The sequence below is a fragment of the Pseudactinotalea suaedae genome (genome assembly GCF_009733815.1).
In the GTDB taxonomy this organism is placed as follows: domain Bacteria; phylum Actinomycetota; class Actinomycetes; order Actinomycetales; family Beutenbergiaceae; genus Pseudactinotalea; species Pseudactinotalea suaedae.
In genome coordinates this window covers 337,692-362,036 of record NZ_WNXY01000003.1, presented here as the reverse complement: position 1 = coordinate 362,036, position 24,345 = coordinate 337,692, and the positions used below count along the sequence as shown (strand labels likewise).

Sequence of the window (24,345 nt, the reverse complement as noted above, 5' to 3'; positions counted from 1 at the left end):
CCTCCGAGGGTGGCGCGGTGGTCAGCGGCCGGTGTCGGCGGCGGCGAGCCCGGTCTGGAACGCGATCACGACCGCTTGCACGCGGTCTCGTGCGCCGAGCTTCGCGAGCACGTTGCCCACGTGAGTCTTGACCGTGGTGCTCGAGAGCACCAGGTGGTCGGCGATCTCCGCGTTCGACATCCCCTCGGCCATCAGCTGGAGCACCTCGAGCTCGCGCGGGGTCAGGCCGGCGAGCCTCGGGTGCGGGCCGTCGTGGACCGCGTCCTCGCGCGGCAGCTTGCCCGAGAGCAGCTCCAGCATCCGCCGGGTCGCGCGCGGGGCGACCACGGCGTCACCGCTCGCCACCGTGCGGATCGCCTCGACCAGCTGGGCAGGTTCGGTGTTCTTGAGCAGGAAGCCGCTCGCGCCGGCACGGAGCGCACCGAAGGCGTACTCGTCGAGGTCGAAGGTCGTCAGCACCAGCACGCGGCTGCCCGGGTGCGCCGCGACGATCTGCTCGGTCGCGGTGATGCCGTCGCCGCCGGGCATACGGACGTCCATGAGCACCACGTCGGGCCGCAGCGCCTTCACCTGCTCGACCGCCACCCGGCCGTCCGCCGCCTCGCCGAGGACCTCGAGGTCGGGCTCGGCCTGCAGCACCATCCGGAACCCCTTGCGCAGCAGCGCGTGGTCGTCCACCAGCAGCACCGTCGTCGTCATGCGTGGCCTCCCTGGGCCGCCACGGCCGGCTCGGCCCGCTCCGCCGGCTCGCTGCGCGGTGCACGCGCCGGCAGCGTCGCGGCCACCCGCCAGCCGCCGCCCGGCACCGGTCCGGCATCGACCGTCCCGCCGAGCAGCTCGGCGCGCTCCCGCATACCCGTCAGCCCGCGCCCTGCTCCCAGCTTCTCGACGGCGGTCGTGTCGCCGCCGGCGCCGTTGGTCACCTCGATCGTGACGACCTCCTCGGAGTGCCCGACGGCGACGCTCACCTCGTCGGCACCGGGTGCGTGCCGCAGCACGTTCGTCAGCGACTCGGCCAGGATGCGGCGGGCCGCGAGCGCGATCGCCGCTTCCGGCAGCGCGGTGTCCAGACCGGTCGCGGTCACCGGCAGCCCTGCCAGCCGGAAGCGGGACACCATGGTGGCCAGGTCCTCGTCGTCGCCGGTCGCGGCCGGGGCGTCGTCGAGCGCCAGCAGCACGCGCTTCATGTCCGCCAGCGCCGCCCGTCCGGTCTGGGAGACCTCCCGCATCGCGACCCTCGCCTCCTCGGGCGAGGTCGCGGCGACGGCGCCCGCACCGTCGGCCAGGGCGACCATGACGGAGACGCTGTGCGCGATGACGTCGTGCACCTCGCGGGCGATGTGCGTGCGCTCGGTCACCCGCGCGAGCAGCGCGTTCTGCTGCTCCTCCCGACGCAGCGTGCGCTCGCGCTCCCGCTGCGCGTCCTCGCGCTGACGTCGCAGCCGGGCGTTGGTGCCGAGCGCCACGGCCAGCAGCAGCAGGGCCGCGATCGTGACCACGGCGGTCACCTTGACCGGGTCCGAGGTCACCGGCGCGAGCTCGGTGCCGGTCCACTGCTCCGGGGTCAGGCCTCCGGGAGGGTTCTGGAGGTGCCCGGGGCGCGTCTGCAGCCACCCCAGCCCCATCAGGTCGAGGTAGGTGACGCTGAGCAGGTTCCAGTGGGCGACGCTGAGGACCGCCCACGTCGCGATCGCCAAGGTCCAGGCGGTGATGCTGCTGCGGGACGCGGCGACCGCGTACGTCGCCAGGGCGAGCCCGATCGTCGTCACACCGCTGCCGGCGGTCAGCAGCAGCGACACGAGCGCCAGCACCGCGAAGCCGAGGGCGACCGGGACCGGGAACCGCCGGCGCCACCGCAGCATCGCGGTACCGGCGACGGCGACGACGACCCCCAGCACCGTGACCCGGTTCGCCATCGGGGAGCCGGGCGGGTAGTTGTACCAGATGACGGCGGGGATGGTGAAGAGCGCGACCGTGAGCAGGGCGCACAGCGCGAACGCCGCACAGACGGCGGTGTCGGCCGCCCGGGGGTGCTGCCGCCACCACCGCGGGCTGCCGCGCCGCGGCGCGGCCCGGACCTCAGACGTCACGACGACGCACCACCAGGGCGGCGACGAGGAGAGCGGCGAGGGTCCACGCCACCAGGATGCCGTAGCCCTGCCACGGCCCGGGCTGCGCACCCGCCTGCTCGGCGAGCCTGAGCGACTGGGTGGGGGTGGCCGCCAGCCTTCCCGCCCAGCCCGGCAGCACCGAGCGCACCGTCGTGGCGGCGGACGTCCCCATCATTGTGAGCGCCTGCTCGAGCACCAGCAGCAGCGTGATCGCGACGACCGTCGCGGCCGCCGGCCGCCGCAGCGCGGCCCCGATCGCCAGCGCCAGCAGCGTCACGGTGACGAGGTACAGCACGGTGCCGAGAACCACCCGGCCCAGGTCGCCGTCGGGCGCCGCGAGGACCACGCCCGGGCGGTCCCGGAACGCGAGCAGCGCGAGCCAGGTCGTCGCCAGCGCGAAGACGGCGGCGAGGACCGCGATCGTGGCGACGGTGACCGCCGTCGCCACCAGCACCGGCAGCCGCCGCGGCACCGCCACGTAGGTGGCTCGCGCGCTGCCGTCCTGGTGCTCGCCCGCGGCGGTGATCACCCCGAGCATCAGCAGCGGCACCTGGGACCCGGCGAGCCCGATGGTGAGGAGATAGGACAGGCCACCGGCCGCGGCTGCCTCGGCGTTGTACCCGACCCAGAGGCCGACCGCGGCGTGCAGCACCATCGTGGCCCCCACGCACCAGAAGGTGGCGGGCACCGTCCACGCCTTCACCCACTCCGACCGCAGCACGCGCAGGAGACCGACCCCCCGCCGGGCCGGCAGCCCCACCGAGCTGCCGACCACCAGGCGGACCGGCTCAGACATCGGATCGACGCAGGCGCGCCCCGGCGAGCAGCAGCGCCAGCAGCGCCCATGCCCCCAGCACCCCGACGCTGCCCCACGGGCCGACCACGGTCGTGCCCATCGAGGCGACGAGGTCGACGAACTCATTCAGAGCGGTGACGGCGAGCAGGGCGTGCCCAGGCAGCCACTGTGCCACCGCGTCGGCACCTATCAGCGCGAGCTCGGACATCCCGAGCGCGAACATCACGGCGATCGCCACCAACGGGCGTCGCAGCAGCGCCCCGACGCCGAGCGCGAGCACCGCCAGCAGCACCAGCGTCACCGCGCCGCCGACCAGGATGCGCACGGACTGGCCGTCGTCGAGCGCGACGTGCAGGTCGGGTCCCAGCGGCCCGACCAGCAGGATCGCAGCCGAGACCACCACGGCCGCGATGGCAGCCACCGCCGCGGTGCCGGCGGCCGTCAGCGTCTTGGCGAGCAGCACGAGCCCCCGCCGAGGCACGGCCGAGAGCGTCGAGGCTGCGCTCCCCGTCGAGAACTCACCAGCCCCCATCAGGGCGCCGTAGACCAGCAACGGGAGCTGGGCGAACAGGAAGTTGCCCGCGACCACGTAGGCGAGGCTGTTGCCGTAGCCCTCGGCCCCCACCAGGCTGTCGAGACTCATCAGCAGCGCCATCGAGGCGTTGATGGCGACCGTGGCCGCCACCGCCCACCGGGTCGACCGCAGCCCCCAGGACTTGCCCCACTCCGACCTCAGCACGCGTCCGAGGTGGACCCCGGCGCTGCTGGGCAGCCCGGTGGCTGCCACGACCGCGGTCATCGCTCGGCCTGCACGGTCGCACGAGCTCGCTGCTGTCCGCCGTACTCGACGGCGTCGGCCGTGAGATCGAGGTACGCCTCCTCCAGCGTGCCCGCCACGGTGCCGAGCTCGAGCACCGCGACGCCGAGCGCCGCCGCAGCGGCCCCCACGGCGCCGGCGTCCATCCCGGAGACCTCCAGCGTGTCGGCGGCCACGGCGCGGGTGCTCGCCCCGGCGGCGGTCAACGATCCGGCGAGCCGATCGGCCTCGGTCGTCCGCACCCGCACCAGCCCGCTGCGGGCGGTGCGTGCTACCAGCGTGGCGAGGTCGTCGTCCGCCAGCAGCCGGCCTCGCCCGATGACCACGACGCGGTCCGCGCACTCGGCGAGCTCGGCCATGAGGTGAGAGGACAGGAAGACGGTGCGGCCGTCGTCGGCGAGCGTCCGGAGCAGGTTCCGGATCCACAGCACGCCGTCGGGGTCGAGGCCGTTGACCGGCTCGTCGAGGATGAGCGTGGGCGGATCGCCGAGCAGCGCGGCGGCGACACCGAGTCGCTGCGTCATCCCGAGCGAGTAGCCGCCCACGCGCCGCCGTGCGACCGACTCCAGCCCGGCCAGCCCGATCACCTGCCGTACCCGGGCACGGCCGATGCCGTGCGTCCGGGCCAGTCCCATGAGGTGCCCGTACGCGGTGCGGCCCGGGTGCACCGAGCGTCCGTCGAGCATGACGCCGACCTCCTGCAGCGGTGCTCGCAGATCGGCGTAGCGGTGACCGTTCACGGTGGCGGTCCCCGCGCTCGGCCGCGCCAGGCCGACGATCATCCGCATGGTCGTGGACTTCCCGGCCCCGTTGGGTCCCAGGAACCCGGTGACGGCGCCCGGGCTGACCGTGAAGGTCAACCCGTTCACCGCCGTCGTCGACCCGTAGCGCTTGGTCAGGTCCGTCACCTCGATCATGACGTCTCCTCTCGGTGCTGCGCAGGATGGTTCCCGCGACACCGACGACGCTAGGAAGATCCCGGTCCCGTGCCCACGTCCCGTGCGACGAGATCGCTCGGAGCGTGCTCATCCTCGAGGAGGAGGAGGAGGCGCCGCGATGCGCTCCTCCTCGCGGCGGCCGGCCCCTGCCCGCCGGTTGCTCGTGGAACAGACCGAAGAACCCGTACGTTGGCCCGAAGAGCGCAGTACCTGCGCATCGCATCCCGACGGCCATCGCATCCCGAGGGCAGAGGCGCTCAGTATCCTGGCGGGCTCGGTCCCCCTCGTGCGCACCGCCACGGGAGAAGCAGCCATCACCTGCAGACAGGACGCACGTGCACGGAAACGCCACCGCCCGATTCACCCGAGCGGCCATGCTCTCGGTCGCTGCGGGCATGCCAGGCACGGTCACGACGTCGGCGCAGATCCAGGACCAGCTCGCCGACGTCCTCGACCGGCTCCGGCTGCCGCGGACGCTGCTCGAGCGCGTCGCGGGGATCCTGGAGCGGCGCACCTGGTCCCCCGGCGAAGACATGCACACCGGGGCGATCGACGCCGCCAACCGCGCCATGGCGCAGGCGAACGTCAAGCCCGGCGAGATCGATCTCCTCATCAACACCTCGGTCTCGCGACCGCACCTGGAGCCCTCGGTGGCGGTCCAGCTGCACCACCGTCTCGGTCTGCCGACCTCGGCGGTGAACTTCGACGTGACGAACGCCTGCCTCGGATTCGTCAACGGGATGAGTCTGGCCAGCAGCATGATCGAGACCGGGCAGATCCGGCACGCCCTCATCGTCGCCGGGGAGAACGCGGACGACGTCCACGCCACCACCATCGAGCGGCTCCGGAGCGGGAACCCGGACCGCGACGAGTTCATGCAGGAGTTCGCCACCCTCACCCTGGGCTCCGGTGCGGCCGCCGCGGTGATGGGCGTCGCCGACCACCACCCCGGGAGCCATCGCTTTCTCGGCGGCGTGACGCGCGCAGCGACGCAGTACCACGAGCTGTGCGTCGGTAGCGCCGAAGGCATGTTCACCGACGCTGCCGGCCTCCTCAAGGGCGGGCTCGACCTCGTGGTCTCCGCGTGGCACGAGGCGGAGCCCGAGTGGCACTGGTCGCGAGCCGACCGGTTCGTCACCCACCAGGTGTCCCGGTCGCACACCGACGCCATCACCGAGGCGGTCGACCTGGACCCCGCCAAGGTGCCGACCACGTTCCCGACCCTCGGCAACGTGGGTCCGGCCTCGCTGCCGATCACCCTCGCCGCCGAGCAGGACTCCCTCCGGTCGGGCGACCGCGTGCTGCTCATGGGTGTCGGTTCCGGTCTGAACACCGCGCTGATGGAGCTCGCCTGGTGACCGAGGCCGGCATGCCCGCCGAGCTCCGTGACACGCTCCCCGGCCTCGACGGCGCCTGGAGCCGGGTCGTGCGCGTCCCCGGCGCGGCCGCCGACGGCGGTGCCCCCGACCTCCTTCGCTCCTGGCACGTGCTGGACACCGGACCGGTGCTGGAGCGTGGCGGGCACGAGATCGCCGGCACCGTGCTGGCCGTCCACGGCAACCCCACCTGGTCCTACCTGTGGCGCTCGCTGCTGACGGCGAGCCTCGTCCAGGCGGACGCGGGCGGCCCGGCCTGGCGCGTGGTCGCCGTCGACCAGCTCGAGATGGGCTTCTCCGAGCGCACCGGGGTGGTGCGCGGTCTCGCCCAGCGCGTCGCCGACCTCGGCGCCCTCACGGCTGCGCTGGAGATCCGCGGGCCGGTCGTCACGCTCGGTCACGACTGGGGCGGTGCCATCAGCCTCGGCTGGGCGCTCGCGCACCCGGAGCAGCTGGCGGGCATCGCCCTGCTCAACACGGCCGTGCACCGCGGCTGCGGGCCGATCCCGGCGCCGCTGCGGCTCGCGGGCGCCACCGGTGTGCTCCCCGCCGCGACGCGCGCGAGCACCGCGTTCCTGGAGACCACCCTCGCGCTCGCGCGGCCGCCGTTGGCGGCCCCGGTCCGGGAGGCCTACCGCGCGCCCTACCGCGGCGCCGCGCGGCGACGCGCGATCGGTGACTTCGTCGCGGACATCCCCGTGGGCGAGAACCACCCGAGCACGCCGGCCCTCGCGGCGATCGCCGCCGGGCTGCGCCGGCTGCGGGTGCCCGCCCTGCTGCTCTGGGGTCCGCGCGACCCGATCTTCAGCGACCGCTACCTCGACGACCTCCTCGACCGGATGCCGCACGCCCGCGTGCACCGTTTCGAGGGTGCCGGCCACCTGGTGGCCGAGGACGTGACGTGGGCAGGAGCGGTGCTCGACTGGCTGCCCGTCCCGGCCGCGCCGGACGCGACCGCACAGCCCGAGCCCGAGCCCAAGCCCGATCCCGATCCCGCCTTCCGGCCCCTGGGCTCCGCCCTGGAGGAGCGCGCCGAGGATCCGCGCGTCGCCGTCGTCGACATGGCGGCGCAGCCGCCGGTCCGTGTCAGCTGGCGGCTGCTGGCCCGCAACGTCGAACGCCTCGCCGCGGGCCTGCTGGCCGCCGGGGTCCGGCCGGGCGATCGTGTGAGCCTGCTCGTCCCGCCGGGGCCGACACTGACGGCGGGCGTGTACGCGTGCCTGCGGATCGGCGCCGTGGTCGTCGTGGCCGATGCGGGCCTCGGGGTCGCCGGGCTCTCGCGCGCGGTGCGGGGCGCGCAGCCCGACGTCGTGATCGGCGAGCGTCGCGGGCTGACCGCCGCCCGGGCGCTGGGCTGGCCCGGCCGGCGGATCTCGGCACGCACCCTCGCCGCCCCCGTGGCGGCCGCCCTGGGCGTGAGCGCCTCGCTCCCCGCGCTCATGCGCGACGGCGACCGCGCCCTCGCCGAGGGCGCGCGCCTCCCGCCCCATCCGGGCCCGGACGCCGACGCCGCCGTGCTCTTCACCTCGGGCTCCACAGGGCCGGCCAAGGGGGTGCGGTACACGCACGCCCAGCTCGCTGCCGTCCGGGACGTGCTCGCCGCCGAGCTCGGCCTGCGCCCCGAGACCGGGCTGGTCACCGGGTTCGCTCCCTTCGCCCTCCTCGGCCCCGCACTCGGGACCCGGTCGGCCACACCCGACATGGACGTCTCGGCACCCCGCACGCTCACCGCACGCGCCGTGGCCGACGCCGTGACCGCCTCGGGCGCCACGACCGTGTTCCTCTCACCGGCCGCCGTCCTCAACGTCGCCCGCACCGCTGGTGACCTGACCGCGAACGACCGCGCCGCGCTGCGTGGCGTCACCCAGCTGCTCTCCACCGGTGCCCCGGTCAGCGCCCAGCTCCTCGGCTCCGTGGCCGAGCTGATGCCGGCGGCCACCGCGCACTCCCCGTACGGCATGACCGAGTGCCTGCTCGTCACCGACATCACGCTCCCGGAGATCGCCGCCCTCGCGGACGCCGACGACGCCGGGGTGTGCGTGGGGCGGCCCGTGCACGACGCGCAGGTGCTCATCAGCGCTCTCGACGGCACCGGCGCAGCCGTGGGTGCGCCGACCCGGGACCCCGGGATGCTCGGGGAGATCCTGGTGAGCGCGCCGCACCTCAAGGACAGCTACCACCGGCTCCACCTCACCGACCTCGAGGCCACCCGCGACGCGCCCGACGGCGGTCGCTGGCACCGCACGGGCGACGTGGGCCATCTCGACGTCGAGGGCCGGCTGTGGATCGAGGGCCGGCTCGCGCACGTGATCACGAACCCGGAAGGGCCGCTCGGTCCGGTCGGGCCGGAGCAGGAGATCGAGCGCGCCGCGGTCGTGCGGCGCGCGGCCGTCGTGGGCGTCGGTCCGGCGGGCGTCCAGCACGCTGTCGCGGTCGTGGAGACCCACCCGCAGGCGAGGCGTGCGGGCCTGGCCCCGGCCGCCCTCGCCGATCAGGTGCGTGCCGCGTGCGGCACACCGCTCGTGGCCGTGCTCGTGGTGCCCGAGCTGCCCACCGACATCCGGCACAACTCCAAGATCGACCGGGCGGCGCTGGCCGCGTGGGCGCAGCGGCTGCTCGCAGGCGAACGCGCCGGGGCTCCGCGATGAAGGTCCTGGTCACGGGCGCGAGCGGCTTCCTCGGTCGCGCCGTCGCGGCCAGGATCGCCCAGGCCGGTCACGAGGTCACTACGCTGCAGCGGCGGCCCAGCGGCGTCCTCGGCGTGCGTGACGTCGGCGGCAGCGTCACCGACGCGGCCGTGGTGGCCCGCGCCACCCAGGGCCAGGACGCGGTCGTGCACCTCGCCGCGAAGGTGTCGTTGGCGGGCGAGGCCGCCGAGTTCGCGCGGGTCAACGTCGAGGGCACGCGGCGGCTGCTGGAGGCGGCCCGGGCCGCAGGGGTGCAGCGGTTCGTGCAGGTCTCCTCGCCCTCGGTCGCGCACCTGGGGCGCTCCCTGGTCGGCGTCGGCGCCGAGCCCGCCGACCCCGAGGGCGCACGGGGCCACTACGCGCGGACCAAGGCCGCCGCCGAGCTGCTCGCGCTCTCCTACGACTCCCCGGAGCTGGCGGTCCTCGCGGTCCGCCCGCATCTCGTGTGGGGTCCGGGCGATCCCCAGCTGGTGGCGCGGATCGTCGATCGTGCCCGCCGCCGGCGGCTGCCGCTGCTCGACCAGGGGGCGGCCCTCATCGACTCCACCTACGTGGACAACGCGGCCGGCGCGATGCTCGCGGCCGTGGAACGCGCCGACGTGGCGCACGGCCGCGCCCTCGTCGTCACGAACGGTGAACCGCGCCCCGTCGCCGAGCTGCTGGGCGGCATGTGCCGGGCGGCCGGTGTGCCCGTCCCGTCGTGGCGGGTTCCTGGCGCGCTGGCTCGCGCCGTCGGGGGCGCCGTCGAGCGGGTCTGGGCGGTGCGGCCCGGGCGGGACGAACCGCCGATGACGCGGTTCCTGGCCGAGCAGCTCTCCACCGCGCACTGGTTCGACCAGCGCGAGACGCGTGCGGCCCTGTCGTGGCAACCGCGGGTCAGCATCGAGGAGGGCATGGTCCGGCTGGCGCAGCACTACGGCGAGGGCTGAGACCGCCCGCGGTGCCGGCGCACCGCGGCGCGGTTGGCGCACCGGACCGAGCAGTACTGCTGCCGGCCGTTGCGGGTGACGTCGACCACCACGTTCGTGCAGGGTGCCGAGCCGCAGCGCCCCAGCCGGTGCATGCCCCGGGTGACCAGATGCAGGGCGGTCCCGACGCCGATGACGGCGCGCAGCACGGCCGGCAGTGCGTCCTGCTCGTCGCGGTAGTGCAGGTGCCAGCCCTCGCCGTCGTGATCGGTCAGCCGCGGGTACGCCGCGGCGGCGGCCATCTCCGCGTTGAGCAGCGCGGCGCGCTCATCCGGGTCGGAGGCGTCGACGACGCGGAGCCAGTCGTCGATCACCTGGCGCACGCCGTCGTGGTCACCCGGCGCCGATCCGAACCGCATCGTCATGCCGAACTCGCGCGTGCGGTCCACGATGCCGTCGCGGTCCTCCGGCCAGGAGTTCGCCAAGGAGGCCGCGAGCAGGACCGCATACTCGCCGTAAGGGTTGAGATGCATAAGACCATGACACCACGCTGGGTGACATGAGCGCCACCAGCGACATCCGCACCGCGTCCCAGCCCGCACCCGCCAGCACCCGGACCCCCTCGCACGAGCACGCCTGGGTCACCGAGTCGCGGCACCGCACCTCCGAGGGAGACGTCCTCTACGTCCGCTGCGGAGGCTGCCGCGCCCAGCGCATCGACCTCCAGAGGCGATCCGACGCGCCCCCGACCGCGCTCACGAGATCGATCTCCGCCGTCGGGAACAATCCTTGATCCACAAGAGTTGAGCCTCTTAGACTCAAGTCAGTTTGACAGATCGGTCTGCGTGAGCAGACTTGAGCCCTCAAGACTCAACAACCAAGGAGACACTCATGGCACGTGCGGTCGGAATCGACCTGGGCACGACGAACTCCGTCGTCGCCGTCCTCGAAGGTGGCGAGCCCACCGTCATCGCGAACGCCGAGGGCGCCCGGACCACGCCGTCCGTCGTCGCGTTCAGCAAGAGCGGGGAGGTGCTGGTCGGCGAGATCGCCAAGCGTCAGGCGGTCACGAACGTCGACCGCACGATCTCCTCGGTGAAGCGCCACATGGGCACCGACTGGTCCGTGGCCATCGACGACAAGGGCTACACCGCCCCCGAGATCTCCGCGCGCGTGCTCGGCAAGCTCAAGAAGGACGCCGAGTCCTACCTGGGCGAGCCCGTCACCGACGCGGTCATCACCGTGCCCGCGTACTTCAACGACGCGGAGCGTCAGGCCACCAAGGACGCCGGCCAGATCGCCGGGCTCAACGTGCTGCGGATCGTCAACGAGCCCACCGCGGCCGCGCTCGCCTACGGCCTGGAGAAGGGCAAGGAGGACGAGCTCATCCTGGTCTTCGACCTCGGTGGCGGCACCTTCGACGTCTCGCTCCTGGAGGTCGGCAAGGACGAGGACGACTTCTCCACCATCCAGGTCAAGGCCACCAACGGCGACAACCGCCTCGGTGGCGACGACTGGGACCAGCGCATCGTCGACTGGCTCGTCGGCCAGGTCAAGAACTCCAGCGGCGTCGACCTGTCCAAGGACAAGATCGCCCTGCAGCGACTGCGCGAGGCCGCCGAGACCGCGAAGAAGGAGCTGTCCTCCGCGACCTCGACCAACATCTCGCTGCAGTACCTCTCGATGAGCGAGAACGGCCCGATCCACCTCGACGAGAAGCTCTCGCGGGCACAGTTCCAGGACATGACCAAGGACCTGCTCGAGCGGACCAAGGCGCCGTTCCAGAACGTCATCCGTGACGCCGGTATCTCCGTCAACGACATCGACCACGTGGTCCTCGTCGGTGGGTCCACCCGCATGCCCGCCGTGACCCAGGTCGTCACCGAGCTGACCGGTGGCCGCGAGCCCAACAAGGGCGTCAACCCGGACGAGGTCGTCGCCGTCGGCGCGGCCCTCCAGGCCGGCGTCATCAAGGGTGAGCGCAAGGACGTGCTGCTCATCGACGTCACGCCGCTGTCCCTCGGCATCGAGACCAAGGGCGGCGTCATGACCAAGCTGATCGACCGCAACACCGCGATCCCGACCAAGCGCTCGGAGACCTTCTCCACCGCCGAGGACAACCAGCCCTCCGTGCTCATCCAGGTGTTCCAGGGCGAGCGTGAGTTCGCGCGCGACAACAAGCCGCTCGGCACCTTCGAGCTCACCGGCATCGCGCCGGCACGTCGCGGACTGCCGCAGATCGAGGTGACTTTCGACATCGACGCCAACGGCATCGTGCACGTCTCCGCCAAGGACAAGGGCACCGGCCAGGAGCAGTCGATGACGATCACCGGCGGCTCCGGCATCTCCAAGGAGGAGATCGACCGCATGGTGGCCGAGGCCGAGGCGCACGCCGCCGAGGACGCCCAGCGCCGCCAGGAGCAGGAGACCCGCAACAGCGCCGAGCAGTTCGTCTACTCGACCGAGCAGCTCCTGACCGACAACGCGGAGAAGCTCCCGGAGGACGTCACCACCGAGGTGCGCGCCAAGATCGCGGATCTCAAGACGGCGCTCGAGGGCACCGACATCGAGGCGATCAGCGCGGCGCAGACCGCGCTCGTGGAGGCCTCGCAGAAGATCGGCGACGCGCTCTACGCCCAGTCCGCGACCGACCCCACGGCCACCGGTGACGCCCCCACGGGGAGCCCCACCGAGGACGCGCCGGTCGAGGACGACGACGTGGTCGACGCCGAGATCGTCGACGAGGAGGAGGACCGCAAGTGACCCCGGGCCCGGAGGACAGGGCCGAGGTCGAGGGCGAGCCGATCGTGCGCGACAAGCGCCGGATCGACCCCGAGACGGGCGAGCTGCGCGAGGCCGGGGCGAGTGCCGCCGTCGGGGAGGTTCCCGACGGCGGAGCGAGCCCGGACGAGTCGGGTCCCGAGGACCCCACCGCAGGGTCGGACGAGGTCGCTGACCTCACCGACCAGCTCGCCCGCGCGAAGGCCGACAACTACAACCTCGACCAACGGTTCAACGCCTACGTGCGGCGCTCTCGCGCCGAGGTCACCGAGGCGCGGGCGCGGGGGCGCGAGGACGTGGTGGAGGCGCTCGTCGGGGTCCTGGACGACATCGAGCTGTCGCGCCAGCACGGCGAGCTCACCGGCCCGTTCGCCTCGATCGCCGAGAAGCTCGAAGGGATCCTCGAGGGGACCTTCGGTGTGGAGCGGTACGGCGCGCCGGGTGAGGACTTCGACCCCGGCGTCCACGAGGCGCTGATGCACAGTCAGAGCGAGGACGCCACGAGCGAGACGGTGCAGCAGGTGCTGCAGCCCGGGTACCGGGTAGGCGACCGCGTGATCCGACCGGCCCGGGTCGCCGTCGTCGGACCGCAGTGAGGACAGAGGTGGGAACCGCGGGAGGAGGTGCGAGATGAGCGGTCAGGACTGGCTCGAGAAGGACTTCTACGCCTCGCTCGGCGTGCCCAAGGACGCCGACGCGGCCGCGATCAAGAAGGCCTATCGCAAGCTCGCCCGCACGCACCACCCGGACCAGAACGCCGGAGATCCTCAGGCTGAGACCCGGTTCAAGGAGATCGGCGAGGCCTACGCGGTCCTGTCCGACCCCGAGCAGCGACAGCAGTACGACGCGCTGCGCGCCATGGCCGGAGGCGGACCTCGGTTCGCCTCCGGCCCCGGTGGCGCCACCGGGTTCGAGGACCTGTTCGGCGGCATGTTCAGCGGTGGCGGGGCACCCGGTGGCCGCGGGGCGGGCGGGCCGCGTGTGCGGTACTCCACGGGCGGCGGCGGTGGCCCCGACATCGACGACCTCCTCGGAGGTCTGTTCGGCGGTGGCGGCGGCTTCGGCCGCGGTGGCGCCGAGTACGGGCCGGTCAAGGGTCGCGACCTCACCGCATCCGCCACGCTGCCGTTCCGGCAGGCGGTCGCCGGTGACACCGTCGGGCTCGTGGTCAACGGCAGGTCCACCAAGGTCCGCATCCCACCGGGCGTGAAGGACGGGCAGAAGATCCGCGTCCCGGGCCGTGGCGAGCCGGGGCCGGGTGGCGGACCGGCGGGCGACCTCGTGGTGACCGTCACCGTGGAGCCGCACCCGGTGTTCGGGATCAGCGGTGACAACCTCACGATCACCGTGCCGGTCTCGTTCCCCGAGGCGGTCGACGGCGCCGTCATCTCCGTGCCCACTCTCGACGGCGGATCGGTGCGACTCAAGGTCCCGGCAGGGACGTCGTCGGGCGCTCGGCTGCGCGTCAAGGGCAAGGGTGTGACCACCAAGCGAGGCACCGGTGACCTGATCGTCACGATCGAGGTGGCCGTGCCGCGCAACCTGTCCGACGGGGCACGCGCTGCGCTGAACGAGTTCGCGGCCGCCACCGCGGGGGAGGACCCCCGCGTCGGGCTCGCCGAGGCCGCCAGGAGCTGAGCGGCATGACTCCTCCCCGCTACGGTCAGCCGGTCTTCCTCATCTCGGAGGCCGCGGCGCGGGCCGGCATGCACGCCCAGACGTTGCGCACCTACGACCGGTTGGGGCTCGTGGTGCCGCAGCGCGCTGCCGGGCGCGGGCGGCGCTACTCCGAGCGCGACGTCGACAAGCTCCGTGAGATTCAACGGCTCTCCCAGGAGGAGGGCATCAACCTCGCGGGCATCGCCCGGATCTTCGACCTCGTGGAGGAGAACGAGCAGCTGCGCGACAGGCTCGAGCAGCTGCTCGGGCTCACCGGGCAGCGGCCGCGGGTCTTCACCGCCTCGCCGAGCGGCGACATCGTGGCCACCAAGCCCGGTGCCCGGGTCCGACGGGCGAGCACGGCGGGCGCGCTCGTGGTGTGGCGGCCCTCGCGCGACTGAGCGCGATGGGCAGTTCTGCTGCACCCGGGCGGCCGGCGCGCGGACGGCGGTTCGATAGCCTCGCGCGGTCGACACCTTGGGGGTAGCCATGAGCGGGAGCCAGTCCGGACCACGTGCGCACGGGGCCGACGATCGCGCGCGCCGGCACCAGCAACGATCGCAGGGACGCTCGTGAGCGAGGGGCCCAACCCGGTCCTGATCGGCTTCCTCGTGCTCCTGGCCCTCGGCGCCGGGATCGGGATCTTCTTCGCCGTCAAGCGGCACCGCTACGTCAAGGCGATCCGCGAGCGCGGCTGGGTGTTCGACTCGAGCCCGTCGCCCGAGGTGGCGAACGGGTTGCTCGTGCCGCCGTTCGGTGTGGGCTTCCGCCGCGGCACCGACGAGCACATCGTCGGCCGTACCCGCTCGGGCCTCGACTTCCAGGTCTTCGAGTACCAGGCGGCCGGTGACGCCCGTGTGGTCTGCATGCCGCTGGGCATCCCGCTGCCCGAGCTGGTCGCGACCGCACCGGGTCAGAGCCGTCAGGGCGTGATCGCCCAGCACCGGGGCATGCTGCCCGGGGGCGGCCTGCTGCTCGGCGCCGATGCCGCGTTCACCGATGCGTTCATGGCCGTGGCGGGCGGTCCGATGTCCGCCTTCGCGACACGGTTCCCCCTCAACCTGTCGGTCGACGGCGATCAGCTCACCCAGATCGGTGCCCCCAAGGATCCCGACGAGCTGGAGGTCTACCTCGAGGCCCTCGCTCCGGTCGCCGGTGCCGTCCGGAGCGCGGCGCCGCAGCTGGAGCCGTTCCGGCAGCCGCAGCCCGAGCGACGGCTGGGCTTCTACCACCGGCCCTCCTGGTACTACCTGGCCAGCGACGACGGTCTGCTCTCGGTGGTCCAGCACACCGGCGGGGGCATGAACCACAGGACCTCCGACGTCGTCCATGGCGAGTTCCTCCCCGGGGCCTGGTTCGTGGCGTTCGTGCACCACTGGCAGACCCAGCGGACCGAGACCTACACCGACTCCAACGGCCACACCCAGACGCGCACGGTCACCGAGAACCACTCCGAGGTGATCCACGAGATCTCGCTCCCGTTCGCCTCGCCGGACCTGCAGGTGACCAACGACAGCCGCTGGGGCAGGTTGTTCAACGGCGCCTCGATCGACTTCGAGCTCGCGGCCTTCAACGACGCCTACGACGTCCGTTCGTCGGTCCCGAAGTTCGCCCATGACGTGCTGCACCCGCGCCAGATCGAGTACCTCATGGCCATCAGGACGATGCCGTTCACGATCTCCGGCGGCAAGGTGCGCACCCAGCCGCCGCAGCACTCGGCTGAGGTGATCGCTTTCGAGCTCGACGTCCTGGCCGGGTTCTTCGCACGCTGGCCGGCGTTCGTGTGGCAGGACCTGGGTGTCGCGACGCCGCCCGTCAAGCTCGCTGCCGACGGCCAGGTCGAGGTCTTCCGAGGGTGACCAAGGTCGATGTGGCACACGTCACAGGGTGTGCTCCGTCATGACGACGATGCCCACGCATCTCCCAGACATGACCACCACGTTGCTGAACCTGCGTCCGTCCACCAAGGGCAGTGCCGAGACGGCACTGCGTTGTGACGTCTGCGGAGATCGCGTGACCGATCCCGCCAAGCACGTGCGCGCGTGCCTCGACCACGAGCTCACGATGTTCGCCCTCGGGCGTCGCGCCAGCTGAGACCCGCCCCGCGCGGCAGTGCCTCACGTAGGGGAGGGCGCTGCTGCGCGGGGTGTCGCACCGCCGCGGACGGCGGTGCGAGCGGCACCGTGCCGCGGTGCTCGAAACGCCGTCGTCGGCGCCGGCCCGAACCGATACTGAGCGGGTGCGAGACCCCCGATCCGGTTCCGGAGCCGAGATGCCGACCACCGAGCGTCTGAGGGCCGAGTACGTGCTGCCGCTGCGGTGGACCTCGGACGAGGCGGCACCGGATCTGACCGCGTACCTGCGGCAGCTGACGCAGTGGATCGACGTCACGGTCGTCGACGGGTCCGAGCCGCGGCTGTTCGCCGCGCACGCCGACCTGTGGGGCGGACTGGTGCGGCACGTCCCGGTGGGGGAGCACAGCGGGGCGAACGGCAAGGTCCGCGGTGTGCTGACCGGCCTGGAGCTGGCGCGCCACGACACGGTGGTCATCGCCGACGACGACGTGCGGTACAGCCACGGCGCGCTCACCACCGTGGTCGCGGACCTGGCCGCGGCGGACCTGGTGCGGCCGCAGAACTACTTCGACCCGCTGCCCTGGCACGCCCGCTGGGACACGGCGCGGATCCTCCTCAACCGTGCCGTGTCGTCGGACTTCCCGGGGACCTACGCGGTGCGGCGCTCGACGCTGATGCGGGCCGGCGGGTACGACGCCGACGTGCTGTTCGAGAACCTGGAGATGGAACGGACGGTCCGCGCCGTCGGAGGCACCGTGCGCGATCGGCCGGAGGTCTTCGTGGCGCGCCGACCGCCGACCGTGGCGCACTTCCGCTCCCAGCGCGTCCGCCAGGCCTACGACAGCTTCGCCCAGCCTCACCGCCTCGCGCTGGAGGCGGCGATCCTGCCGGCCGCCGTCTACGCCGGCTGGCGGCGCCCCGGTGCGCTGCTGCTGATGATGCTGGCGCTGTCCGTGCTCGCGGAGCGCGGCCGACGCCGGAGCTCGGGAGGATCGGTGTTCCCGCCGTCGAGCGCTCTCTGGACCCCGTTGTGGGTCGCGGAGCGCGGCGTCACGTCGTGGGCCGCGATCGCGCTGCGGGTCGCCGGCGGTGTGCGGTACGGCGACGCGCGCCTGGCGCGAGCGGCGACGCCGGTGCGCGTGCTGCGCGATCGGCACGGACGAGCACGGCCGGCGGGCGGCGACCCGAGCGCGATCACGGTGCGGTGAAGCCCGCGAGCCAGGCCGCGCACAACGCCATCCACTGGCGGGCCGGGATGTCGTCACGCATCGCCACGCCGTGCTCGCCGTCCTGGAACACGTGGACCTCGTGCGGCACGTCGTTGACGGCGAGCGCCGCTGCCAGCGGGTAGGCGTGCTCGTGGATCAGGACCGCTTCGTCGACGACCGTGTGCCACAGGAACACCGGCGGTGCGTCAGGTGTCACGAGACGATCGAGCGAGGTCGCTGCGCGCAGCTCGGCCGAGGCGTCCTCGCCGATCAGGTTGTGCCGGGAGGTCTCGTGCGTGCTGCTGAGCATCGACACCACGGGGTAGCAGAGCACCGCGAGATCGGGCCGCTGCTCGGGCCGGCTGTCGGCCGCGAACGCGGCGTGACCCGCGAGGTGGCCGCCCGCGGAGAACCCGAGCACGCCCACCAGCCGCGCGCCGGCCGCCCGCTCGGCCGCGATCTCGGCCCGGATGACGTCGAGCGGCTCGGGGTGGCGGGCCCGGAGCGGGTAGCGCACCACCCGGGCGTCCCAGCCGAGCGAGCGGATCCACTCGGCGACCGGCTCGGCCTCCTTGTCGGAGAGGTGCTGGTACGCCCCGCCGGGCAGCACGAGGATCGTGCCGGGGGCACCGTCGTCGGTCATCGCTCTCCTCGTGTGCTCTCCGATTTCAACGCACTTTCCACCACTTCCGGATTTCACCGCACTTTGCACCGTTTCCCGATTTCAACGCACTTTTGACCTGCCGGAAGTGCGTTGAAATCGGGAAGTGGTGGAAAGTGCGTTGACATCGGTGGGGTGCCGGAAGTGCGGTGAAACCTAGACGGCGGGGGTGAGGGGGAGCGGCATGCCGAGGAGGGTCTTGGCCTCCTGGCGGGCGCCGTCGCCGGCGGCGTCGGCGAGGTGCTCGAGGCCGTCGGGAAGGGACTTGCCCAGCTTTTGCATCGACTGCGCGTAGAGCCGCCCGGCGCGGTAGGAGGACCGCACCAGCGGGCCGGACATGACGCCGAGGAACCCGATCTCCTCGGCGCGGTCGGACCAGTGCACGAACTCGTCGGGCTTCACCCAGCGGGTGACCGGGTGGTGCAGCTTCGAGGGACGCAGGTACTGCGTGATCGTGATGATGTCGCAGCCGGCCTCGCGCAGGTCGACGAGGGCCTGGTCGATCTCGTGCTGCTCCTCGCCCATGCCGAGGATGAGGTTCGACTTGGTGACGAGGTCGGCCTCCTTGGCCATCGTCAGCACACGCAGCGACTTGTCGTAGCTGAACGCGGGCCGGATCTGCTTGAAGATCCGCGGCACCGTCTCGAGGTTGTGCGCGAAGACCTCGGGGCGCGCCTCGAACACCTTCTCCACGTACTCGGGCACCGCGTTGAAGTCGGGCGGCAGGATCTCGACGCCGGTGCCTGGGTTGCGCGTGTGGATCTGCCGGATCACCTCGCCGAAGAGCCAGGCGGCGCCGTCGGGCTGGTCGTCGCGGGCGACGCCGGTGATCGTGGCGTAGCGCAGCCCCATCTCGGCGACCGACTCAGCCACCCGGCGCGGCTCGTCGCGGTCGAGCGGGCGAGGCTTGCCGGTGGCGATGTCGCAGAAGTCGCAGCGGCGGGTGCAGATGTCACCGCCGATCAGGAAGGTCGCCTCGCGGTCCTCCCAGCACTCGTAGATGTTGGGACAGCCGGCCTCCTGGCACACCGTGTGCAGACCCGCGCCCTTGACCCGGCTCTGCATCTCGGTGTACTCCGGACCCATCGTGGCCTTGGTGCGGATCCACTCGGGTTTGCGCTCGATCGGGGTCTGCGCGTTGCGCGCCTCGATGCGGAGCACACGGCGTCCGTCAACGGTGGTGTCGGGCGCGGGCGTCACCAGGTGCGGGAGGCCCAGCATGGTTGGTCCGTTCGTGTCGGCCACGTGAGCAACCCTAGGCGACCGACGTGGCCGACGCCGCTGCCGGCCCGTGTGGGTCCGGTCACCGGGCACCCGGCCTCCGATCAGTGGTTAGCGTGGTGGGGTCCGGTCACCGACGGGAAGGGTGCAGATGAGGCTGCCACGATCGGGGATGCCAGCGCGCCGGATCCTCGTCCACGGGGTCACCGGCGCGGGCAAGTCGACGCTCGCCGAGCAGATCGGTGCCGTGACCGGCCTGCCGTGGCACAGCGTCGACGACGAGATCGGCTGGCTTCCCGGCTGGGTGGAACGGCCGCGCGAGGAGCAGCGCGCGTTGGCGCAGGAGATCGCGGCACGCGAGGAGTGGGTCCTCGACACCGCCTACGGGCACTGGCGTGAGGTGGTCATGCCGCGCGTCGACCTGATCGTCGCGCTGGACTACCCGCGCTGGCTCTCGTTCGGACGGCTGGTGCGCCGCACGTTCCTGCGGGTGTGGCGGCGCGAGGCGATCTGCAACGGCAACGTCGAGTCGCTGCGTGCCGCCCTTTCGCGCGACTCGATCCTCTGGTGGCACTGGCAGAGCTTCGATCACAAGCGGGTGCAGGTCCGGCAGTGGCGACGTGACCCCGCCGCGCCGCCGGTGCTGCGGCTGACCTCGCCCCGCCAGGTGCCGGCGCTGCTCCGCGGCTTCGTCGCACGCCGCACCTGAGGCGGGCCGGCTGCGCCGGGACGAGGGCGGGTCGCCCGTCCCACGGCCCAGCCGCCGTGCCACGCAACCCACGCAACCCACGCCATTCTCCGCCCGCCCCTGCACCGAGTTGGGTGGTCGGTGTCGAGGTCGGTGGGTGCTCCCACCGATCTGGACTCGGCGGGTGAGGTCCGAAGAAACTGCGCGCGCAGGAGCCATGTACTTACAGAAGCGGCTGAAACTGTTAGTATGAATTCCTGATGGAGACAGAAGGACACGGTCGCACGTACCCACCTGCGGGTGGGTCGCTCGTCGCCACGACCATCCCCGCTGTCACCTACGAGGAGCACACCTGGGTCGCAGCGGATGACGGCATGACGTCGAGGAGGCAACGCGCTGCGGGAACGGGCACCTACCGGTCGGCGCTCACCCCGCGTATCGCGGCGATCGATCCGCGCCTGCCGGGTGAGCTCGCGGCGGACGCGGAGGAGGCCGCGGCGGTGCTGGCGAGATTCGACGCCTACACGATCGCCACTCTCGGCCAGGACGCCCAGACCCTGGGCCCGATGAGCGCCGTCCTGCTTCGCACCGAGTCCGCGTCGTCGTCGGAGATCGAGAACATCACCGTGGGGGTCAGACAGCTCGCCCTCGCCGAGCTCGCGGAGTCGCGGAGCGCCAACGCACGCACGGTGATCGGGAATGTCCACGCCATGGAAGCCGCGCTCGCTCTGGCTGGAAGGCTCGACACCGACGCGATCCTGGGGATGCACCGCGCCCTGTTGTCGACCCAGCGAGGCTGGGAGCAGCACGCCGGACAGCTTCGCGAGCAGCTGGTCTGGATCGGTACCAGGTCACCCGTCACCGCGCAGTTCGTCCCGCCACAGCACCACCTCGTGCCTGACGCACTCACGGATCTCACCACGTTCATGGCGCGCGAGGACCTGCCCGTGATCGCACAAGCCGCGATCGCGCACGCCCAGTTCGAGACCATTCACCCGTTCGTCGACGGCAACGGTCGCACAGGGCGTGCTTTGGTGGGAGGGCTGCTGCGAGGCAAGGAGATCCTCCGCAGCACCATCGCCCCCGTGTCGGCGGGTCTGTTGCGCGATCCAGACGGCTACTTCGCGGCGCTCACGGCCTACCGCACCGGCGACATCGCACCGATCATTGCGAGGTTCTCCGAGGCGTCCCGTTACGCCGCGACCTCGGGCACCACGCTCGTGGACGCCTTGCTCGAGCAGGTGCAGATGTCCCGAGAGCAGCTGGGGCGCGTGCGCCCCCAGTCGCACGCCTGGTCCGTGCTGCCACACCTGGTGTCGAACCCTGTTGTCAACTCACGCCTGCTGAAACAGCGCCTCGGTGTGAACGACGTCGCCGTCCAGCGGGCGCTCTCGACGCTCACCGAGCGTGGTGTGCTGCGGGAGAGCACGGGCCAGTCGCGCAACCGGGTCTGGGTCCACCAAGGCATCCTGGAGGTCCTGGAGGACTACGCCACCGCCATCCGTCGGGCCTGAACCGGGCACTGCCGTGGCGGCGTGTCGTCGAGCGCGCAGCAGTCCGCAGCTCCCGACGAGACCGGACCGCAGGTCTCAGCGGGCCAGCAACTGGGGGAGCCGCGCCTCGACCAGCGGGAGCAGCTCGGCGACCGTGACGTGCCGGCCGAGCTCCGCCGTCAGGGAGGTCGCGGTGGCGTCCTCCAGCCCGCACGGCACGATCACCTCGGCCCAGGACAGGTCGCAGTCGGCGTTGAGGGCGAACCCGTGCATCGTCACGCCGCGGCTGACGCGCACCCCGATCGCGGCGACCTTGCGGTCTGGGGTCTGGCCGTCGCCGCGGCGCCACACGCCGGAGCGGCCCTCGACCCGCACGGTCGCCAGACCCAGGTCGGCGCACACGTCGATCAGCAGCTGCTCGAGCCGGCGCACGTGGGCGACCACGTCGACGGGGTCGGGCAGCCGCACGATCGGATAGCCCACCAGCTGGCCCGGGCCGTGCCAGGTGATCTTGCCGCCGCGGTCGACCTTGATGACCTCAGACCCGTCGATCGGCCGCTCGCTCGGGCGCGTGCGAGCGCCCGCGGTGAACACCGAGGCGTGCTCGCACAGCAGCACCGAGTCCGGCCGCTCACCGGCGGCCACCTCGGCGTGCACCTGCCGCTGCCGATCCCAGGCCTGCCGGTAGTCGACGAGAGCGGGTGCGAACCCGAGCCGCTCCACCTCCAGCGTCATACGTTCGGAGGAAGGGGTCCCACCGAGCGTATGACGTCCGGGATGGGCGACGGCGGCGCTCGGGTTCATGTTGTCGCGTCCCGTCAGGCCTGTGCGCCCGAGAGCCGCGACCACAGGAACTCGTACGCCAGCGCCTGCATGTGCGAGGCCTGATCGTTCGTGGCCGCGCCGCCGTGACCACCCTCGATGTTCTCGTAGTACGTGACGTCCTTGCCGGCAGCGATCATCGCGGCCGCCATCTTGCGCGCGTGCCCGGGGTGGACGCGGTCATCACGCGTGGAGGTCGTGAACAGCACCGGCGGGTAGTCGCGGTCCGGCTCGAGGAGGTGGTACGGCGAGAAGGTGCGGATGAACTCCCACTGCTCGGGGTCGTCCGGGTCGCCGTACTCGTCCATCCAGGACGCGCCGGCGAGCAGGTGGCTGTACCGCTTCATGTCCAGCAGCGGCACCTGGATCACGACGGCGCCGAACAGCTCCGGGTACCGCGTGATCATGTTGCCGGTGAGCAGACCGCCGTTCGACCCGCCCTGCACGCCGAGGCGGTCGTGGGAGGTGACGCCGCGGGCCACGAGGTCCCGCGCCACGGCGGCCATGTCCTCGTAGGCCTTGTGACGGTTCTCCTTGAGTGCGGCCTGGTGCCAGCGCGGGCCGTACTCGCCGCCGCCGCGGATGTTCGCCAGCGCGTACACCCCGCCCTTCTCCAGCCACGAGCTGCCGAGGCCGCCCGAGTAGGTCGGCGTCAACGAGATCTCGAAGCCGCCGTAGCCGTACAGCAGGGTGGGCGCCGAGCCGTCGTAGCTGAGGTCCTCCCGGCGCACCAGGAAGTACGGGACCCGGGTGCCGTCGTCGGAGGTGACGAAGTGCTGCTCCGCGACCAGGCCGGCCGCGTCGAAGAACGTCGGCATGGCCTTGAGCGGCTCGGGCTCGCTCATCCGGCCCTCGCTCGAGATGGAGGCGAGCGAGAGCGTGGTCGGGGTGAGGAAGTCGGTGACGTACAGCCAGACGTCGTCGCCGGTGACCGAGTCGACCGGGGCGACGGCGACGGTCCCGACCCGCGGGACGCCGTCGACCGCCGTGCGCACGAAGCGGCCCTCCGGCGTGGGGGTGAGCACCTCGAGACGGTTCGTGACGTCCTCGAGGACGTTGAGCACCAGGTGGTTCTTGGTCCACGAGGCGCCCGCGAGCGAGGTGGTCTCGGTGGGCGCGTAGAGCACCTGGTAGTCGGTGGACCCGGCGAGCACGTCCTCGAGCCTCGCGGCGAGCAGCGCACCCGCGGGATAGGTGACGTCGGCCGGGGTCCAGTCCTCACGGAGCTCGACCGTGAGCCACTCGCGGTGGATGTCCTCCTCGGCCGACGGCGGCGTGGGCACCTCGACGAGCGTGTCGCCCTCCAGGAGGTACAGCTCCCCGGTGCGGAACGTCTTGCGGCGGAACACGTAGGTGCGCTCGTAGCCCGGCGACTGGTCGTGGCCACCGCCGATGTACATGTCGCCGGGGTCGCCCTCGAACAGGGTCTCCGCCGCCTCCAGCGGGGTTCCGCGACGCCAGCGCTTCACGATGCGCGGGTAGCCCGAGGGCGTCATGCTGCCCTCGCCGAAGTCGGTGAAGACGATCAGGGAGTCCAGCGACTCCCAGGCGACGCCACCCTTGGACTCGGGGCGGACGAAACCACCCTCGACGAAGGTCGTGGTGTGCAGGTCGAACTCGCGGGTCACGTCGGCATCGGAACCGCCGCGGGAGAGGTGGACCAGGGCGTACCTGAAGGCGTCCGAGGTGCCTGCCTCGCCGTCGCCTCCACGCCACACGGTCGCTCCGTGCCACACCCAGTTCTCGCCCTCGGCCTCGTTGAGGGCGTCGAGGTCGAGCACGACCTCCCACTCCGGGGTCTCGCTGCGGTAGGACTCCAGGGTCGTGCGGCGCCACACCCCGCGCTCGTGCTGGGCGTCCTTCCAGAAGTTGTAGAGATGCTCACCGCGCTGGGTGACGTCCGGGATCTTCGCGTCGGAGTCGAGGATCGACCGGATGCGTCGCTTGGTGGTGGAGAACGACGGCGACCCGGCGAGCTCGGCAGCCCGCTCACCGTTGCGCTCGCGCACCCAGGCGAGCGCCCGCTCGCCGTCGACGTCTTCCAACCAGGCATAGGGATCGGTCACGTCCTCACCCTATGTCGCTGCCATCGCGCTCCCGACGT

The 24,345-nt window shown here is 72.3% G+C and carries 23 protein-coding genes; 13 read left to right on the top strand and 10 right to left on the bottom strand.

The window, feature by feature from the left end:
- Positions 1–21: 21 nt before the first annotated feature.
- The 5 genes from GPA04_RS07230 to GPA04_RS07210 are packed head-to-tail and all read right to left on the bottom strand — an operon-like array spanning position 22 to position 4,641.
- A complete protein-coding gene (locus GPA04_RS07230) occupies positions 22–699 on the bottom strand; it encodes a response regulator (RefSeq protein WP_156223394.1) in 678 nt (225 codons plus the stop codon).
- Complete coding sequence (locus GPA04_RS07225; protein ID WP_156223393.1) at positions 696–2,090, bottom strand: sensor histidine kinase; 1,395 nt, start codon at positions 2,088–2,090, stop codon at positions 696–698. The genes GPA04_RS07230 and GPA04_RS07225 overlap by 4 nt, the downstream gene beginning before the upstream one ends.
- Positions 2,080–2,907: a hypothetical protein gene (locus GPA04_RS07220; RefSeq protein WP_156223392.1), complete on the bottom strand. Its 828-nt coding sequence runs from the start codon at positions 2,905–2,907 to the stop codon at positions 2,080–2,082. The genes GPA04_RS07225 and GPA04_RS07220 overlap by 11 nt, the downstream gene beginning before the upstream one ends.
- The gene (locus tag GPA04_RS07215) at positions 2,900–3,706 is read right to left on the bottom strand and encodes a hypothetical protein (RefSeq protein WP_156223391.1); all 807 of its coding nucleotides are present in this window, start codon (positions 3,704–3,706) and stop codon (positions 2,900–2,902) included. Before GPA04_RS07215 ends, GPA04_RS07220 begins: the two co-directional genes overlap by 8 nt.
- Positions 3,703–4,641: an ABC transporter ATP-binding protein gene (locus tag GPA04_RS07210; protein WP_156223390.1), complete on the bottom strand. Its 939-nt coding sequence runs from the start codon at positions 4,639–4,641 to the stop codon at positions 3,703–3,705. The genes GPA04_RS07215 and GPA04_RS07210 overlap by 4 nt, the downstream gene beginning before the upstream one ends.
- 416 nt (positions 4,642–5,057) lie before the next feature.
- Between GPA04_RS07210 and GPA04_RS07205 the strand changes: the two genes are divergently transcribed.
- Genes GPA04_RS07205 through GPA04_RS07195 form a run of 3 tightly spaced genes read left to right on the top strand, consistent with a single transcriptional unit; the run spans position 5,058 to position 9,654 of the window.
- Complete coding sequence (locus GPA04_RS07205; RefSeq protein ID WP_241680651.1) at positions 5,058–6,020, top strand: 3-oxoacyl-ACP synthase III; 963 nt, start codon at positions 5,058–5,060, stop codon at positions 6,018–6,020.
- Between the two features lie 11 nt (positions 6,021–6,031).
- Positions 6,032–8,686, top strand: a complete 2,655-nt coding sequence (locus GPA04_RS07200; protein WP_156223525.1) for an alpha/beta fold hydrolase — start codon at positions 6,032–6,034, stop codon at positions 8,684–8,686.
- Positions 8,683–9,654 carry an NAD-dependent epimerase/dehydratase family protein gene (locus GPA04_RS07195; RefSeq protein ID WP_156223388.1) on the top strand — a complete coding sequence of 324 codons (972 nt, stop codon included), beginning with the start codon at positions 8,683–8,685 and terminating at the stop codon, positions 9,652–9,654. Before GPA04_RS07200 ends, GPA04_RS07195 begins: the two co-directional genes overlap by 4 nt.
- Here GPA04_RS07195 and GPA04_RS07190 read toward each other — a convergent pair.
- Positions 9,639–10,166, bottom strand: a complete 528-nt coding sequence (locus GPA04_RS07190; RefSeq protein WP_156223387.1) for a CGNR zinc finger domain-containing protein — start codon at positions 10,164–10,166, stop codon at positions 9,639–9,641. The two genes, GPA04_RS07195 and GPA04_RS07190, sit on opposite strands and share 16 nt — an antisense overlap.
- 26 nt (positions 10,167–10,192) lie before the next feature.
- Here GPA04_RS07190 and GPA04_RS07185 point away from each other — a divergent pair, with 26 nt between their 5' ends.
- The 8 genes from GPA04_RS07185 (at position 10,193) to GPA04_RS07150 (ending at position 17,356) form a co-directional block, all read left to right on the top strand.
- Positions 10,193–10,426 (top strand): hypothetical protein, encoded by a 234-nt coding sequence (locus GPA04_RS07185; protein WP_241680650.1) that lies wholly within the window; start codon positions 10,193–10,195, stop codon positions 10,424–10,426.
- Between the two features lie 98 nt (positions 10,427–10,524).
- Positions 10,525–12,396 carry a molecular chaperone DnaK gene (dnaK, locus tag GPA04_RS07180; RefSeq protein ID WP_156223386.1) on the top strand — a complete coding sequence of 624 codons (1,872 nt, stop codon included), beginning with the start codon at positions 10,525–10,527 and terminating at the stop codon, positions 12,394–12,396.
- Complete coding sequence (locus tag GPA04_RS07175) at positions 12,393–13,010, top strand: nucleotide exchange factor GrpE (protein ID WP_156223385.1); 618 nt, start codon at positions 12,393–12,395, stop codon at positions 13,008–13,010. Before dnaK ends, GPA04_RS07175 begins: the two co-directional genes overlap by 4 nt.
- A 34-nt stretch (positions 13,011–13,044) precedes the next feature.
- Complete coding sequence (locus GPA04_RS07170; RefSeq protein ID WP_156223384.1) at positions 13,045–14,052, top strand: DnaJ C-terminal domain-containing protein; 1,008 nt, start codon at positions 13,045–13,047, stop codon at positions 14,050–14,052.
- A gap of 5 nt (positions 14,053–14,057) precedes the next feature.
- A complete protein-coding gene (locus tag GPA04_RS07165; RefSeq protein ID WP_156223383.1) occupies positions 14,058–14,474 on the top strand; it encodes a heat shock protein transcriptional repressor HspR in 417 nt (138 codons plus the stop codon).
- A 171-nt stretch (positions 14,475–14,645) separates the two neighbouring features.
- On the top strand, positions 14,646–15,932 hold the full coding sequence (locus GPA04_RS07160; RefSeq protein WP_156223382.1) for a hypothetical protein: 1,287 nt from the start codon (positions 14,646–14,648) through the stop codon (positions 15,930–15,932).
- A gap of 40 nt (positions 15,933–15,972) precedes the next feature.
- On the top strand, positions 15,973–16,167 hold the full coding sequence (locus tag GPA04_RS07155; RefSeq protein ID WP_156223381.1) for a hypothetical protein: 195 nt from the start codon (positions 15,973–15,975) through the stop codon (positions 16,165–16,167).
- 178 nt (positions 16,168–16,345) lie between these two features.
- The gene (locus tag GPA04_RS07150) at positions 16,346–17,356 is read left to right on the top strand and encodes a glycosyltransferase family 2 protein (RefSeq protein ID WP_156223380.1); all 1,011 of its coding nucleotides are present in this window, start codon (positions 16,346–16,348) and stop codon (positions 17,354–17,356) included.
- On the opposite strand, the gene GPA04_RS07145 is transcribed toward GPA04_RS07150, so the two are convergent.
- Both GPA04_RS07145 and lipA read right to left on the bottom strand, forming a co-directional pair.
- Positions 17,343–17,999, bottom strand: a complete 657-nt coding sequence (locus GPA04_RS07145) for an alpha/beta hydrolase (RefSeq protein ID WP_156223379.1) — start codon at positions 17,997–17,999, stop codon at positions 17,343–17,345. The two genes, GPA04_RS07150 and GPA04_RS07145, sit on opposite strands and share 14 nt — an antisense overlap.
- A 174-nt stretch (positions 18,000–18,173) precedes the next feature.
- Positions 18,174–19,238 (bottom strand): lipoyl synthase, encoded by a 1,065-nt coding sequence (gene lipA, locus GPA04_RS07140; protein ID WP_156223523.1) that lies wholly within the window; start codon positions 19,236–19,238, stop codon positions 18,174–18,176.
- Between the two features lie 151 nt (positions 19,239–19,389).
- On the opposite strand from lipA, the gene GPA04_RS07135 reads away from it, so the two are divergent.
- Positions 19,390–19,947 (top strand): P-loop NTPase family protein, encoded by a 558-nt coding sequence (locus GPA04_RS07135; protein ID WP_206674144.1) that lies wholly within the window; start codon positions 19,390–19,392, stop codon positions 19,945–19,947.
- Positions 19,948–20,186: 239 nt separating this feature from the next.
- Positions 20,187–21,440, top strand: coding sequence for a Fic family protein (locus GPA04_RS07130; protein ID WP_156223378.1), 1,254 nt, complete (start codon positions 20,187–20,189; stop codon positions 21,438–21,440).
- A gap of 75 nt (positions 21,441–21,515) precedes the next feature.
- On the opposite strand, the gene lipB is transcribed toward GPA04_RS07130, so the two are convergent.
- Together lipB and GPA04_RS07120 are read right to left on the bottom strand one after the other, a co-directional pair.
- Positions 21,516–22,154 (bottom strand): lipoyl(octanoyl) transferase LipB, encoded by a 639-nt coding sequence (lipB, locus tag GPA04_RS07125; protein ID WP_194238932.1) that lies wholly within the window; start codon positions 22,152–22,154, stop codon positions 21,516–21,518.
- An 83-nt stretch (positions 22,155–22,237) separates the two neighbouring features.
- Positions 22,238–24,307 carry a prolyl oligopeptidase family serine peptidase gene (locus GPA04_RS07120; protein ID WP_156223376.1) on the bottom strand — a complete coding sequence of 690 codons (2,070 nt, stop codon included), beginning with the start codon at positions 24,305–24,307 and terminating at the stop codon, positions 22,238–22,240.
- Positions 24,308–24,345: the final 38 nt, after the last annotated feature.

Coding starts and splice junctions, on each gene's coding strand:
- GPA04_RS07145 (WP_156223379.1), bottom strand. CDS start 17,999: ATGACCGACGACGGTGCCCCCGGCACGATCCTCGTGCTGCCCGGCGGG.
- GPA04_RS07135 (WP_206674144.1), top strand. CDS start 19,390: ATGAGGCTGCCACGATCGGGGATGCCAGCGCGCCGGATCCTCGTCCAC.
- GPA04_RS07150 (WP_156223380.1), top strand. CDS start 16,346: ATGCCGACCACCGAGCGTCTGAGGGCCGAGTACGTGCTGCCGCTGCGG.
- lipB (WP_194238932.1), bottom strand. CDS start 22,154: ATGACGCTGGAGGTGGAGCGGCTCGGGTTCGCACCCGCTCTCGTCGAC.
- lipA (WP_156223523.1), bottom strand. CDS start 19,238: ATGCTGGGCCTCCCGCACCTGGTGACGCCCGCGCCCGACACCACCGTT.
- GPA04_RS07220 (WP_156223392.1), bottom strand. CDS start 2,907: ATGTCTGAGCCGGTCCGCCTGGTGGTCGGCAGCTCGGTGGGGCTGCCG.
- GPA04_RS07205 (WP_241680651.1), top strand. CDS start 5,058: ATGCCAGGCACGGTCACGACGTCGGCGCAGATCCAGGACCAGCTCGCC.
- GPA04_RS07165 (WP_156223383.1), top strand. CDS start 14,058: ATGACTCCTCCCCGCTACGGTCAGCCGGTCTTCCTCATCTCGGAGGCC.
- dnaK (WP_156223386.1), top strand. CDS start 10,525: ATGGCACGTGCGGTCGGAATCGACCTGGGCACGACGAACTCCGTCGTC.
- GPA04_RS07230 (WP_156223394.1), bottom strand. CDS start 699: ATGACGACGACGGTGCTGCTGGTGGACGACCACGCGCTGCTGCGCAAG.
- GPA04_RS07195 (WP_156223388.1), top strand. CDS start 8,683: ATGAAGGTCCTGGTCACGGGCGCGAGCGGCTTCCTCGGTCGCGCCGTC.
- GPA04_RS07155 (WP_156223381.1), top strand. CDS start 15,973: ATGACGACGATGCCCACGCATCTCCCAGACATGACCACCACGTTGCTG.
- GPA04_RS07215 (WP_156223391.1), bottom strand. CDS start 3,706: ATGACCGCGGTCGTGGCAGCCACCGGGCTGCCCAGCAGCGCCGGGGTC.
- GPA04_RS07170 (WP_156223384.1), top strand. CDS start 13,045: ATGAGCGGTCAGGACTGGCTCGAGAAGGACTTCTACGCCTCGCTCGGC.
- GPA04_RS07130 (WP_156223378.1), top strand. CDS start 20,187: ATGGAGACAGAAGGACACGGTCGCACGTACCCACCTGCGGGTGGGTCG.
- GPA04_RS07190 (WP_156223387.1), bottom strand. CDS start 10,166: ATGCATCTCAACCCTTACGGCGAGTATGCGGTCCTGCTCGCGGCCTCC.
- GPA04_RS07200 (WP_156223525.1), top strand. CDS start 6,032: ATGCCCGCCGAGCTCCGTGACACGCTCCCCGGCCTCGACGGCGCCTGG.
- GPA04_RS07210 (WP_156223390.1), bottom strand. CDS start 4,641: ATGATCGAGGTGACGGACCTGACCAAGCGCTACGGGTCGACGACGGCG.
- GPA04_RS07185 (WP_241680650.1), top strand. CDS start 10,193: ATGAGCGCCACCAGCGACATCCGCACCGCGTCCCAGCCCGCACCCGCC.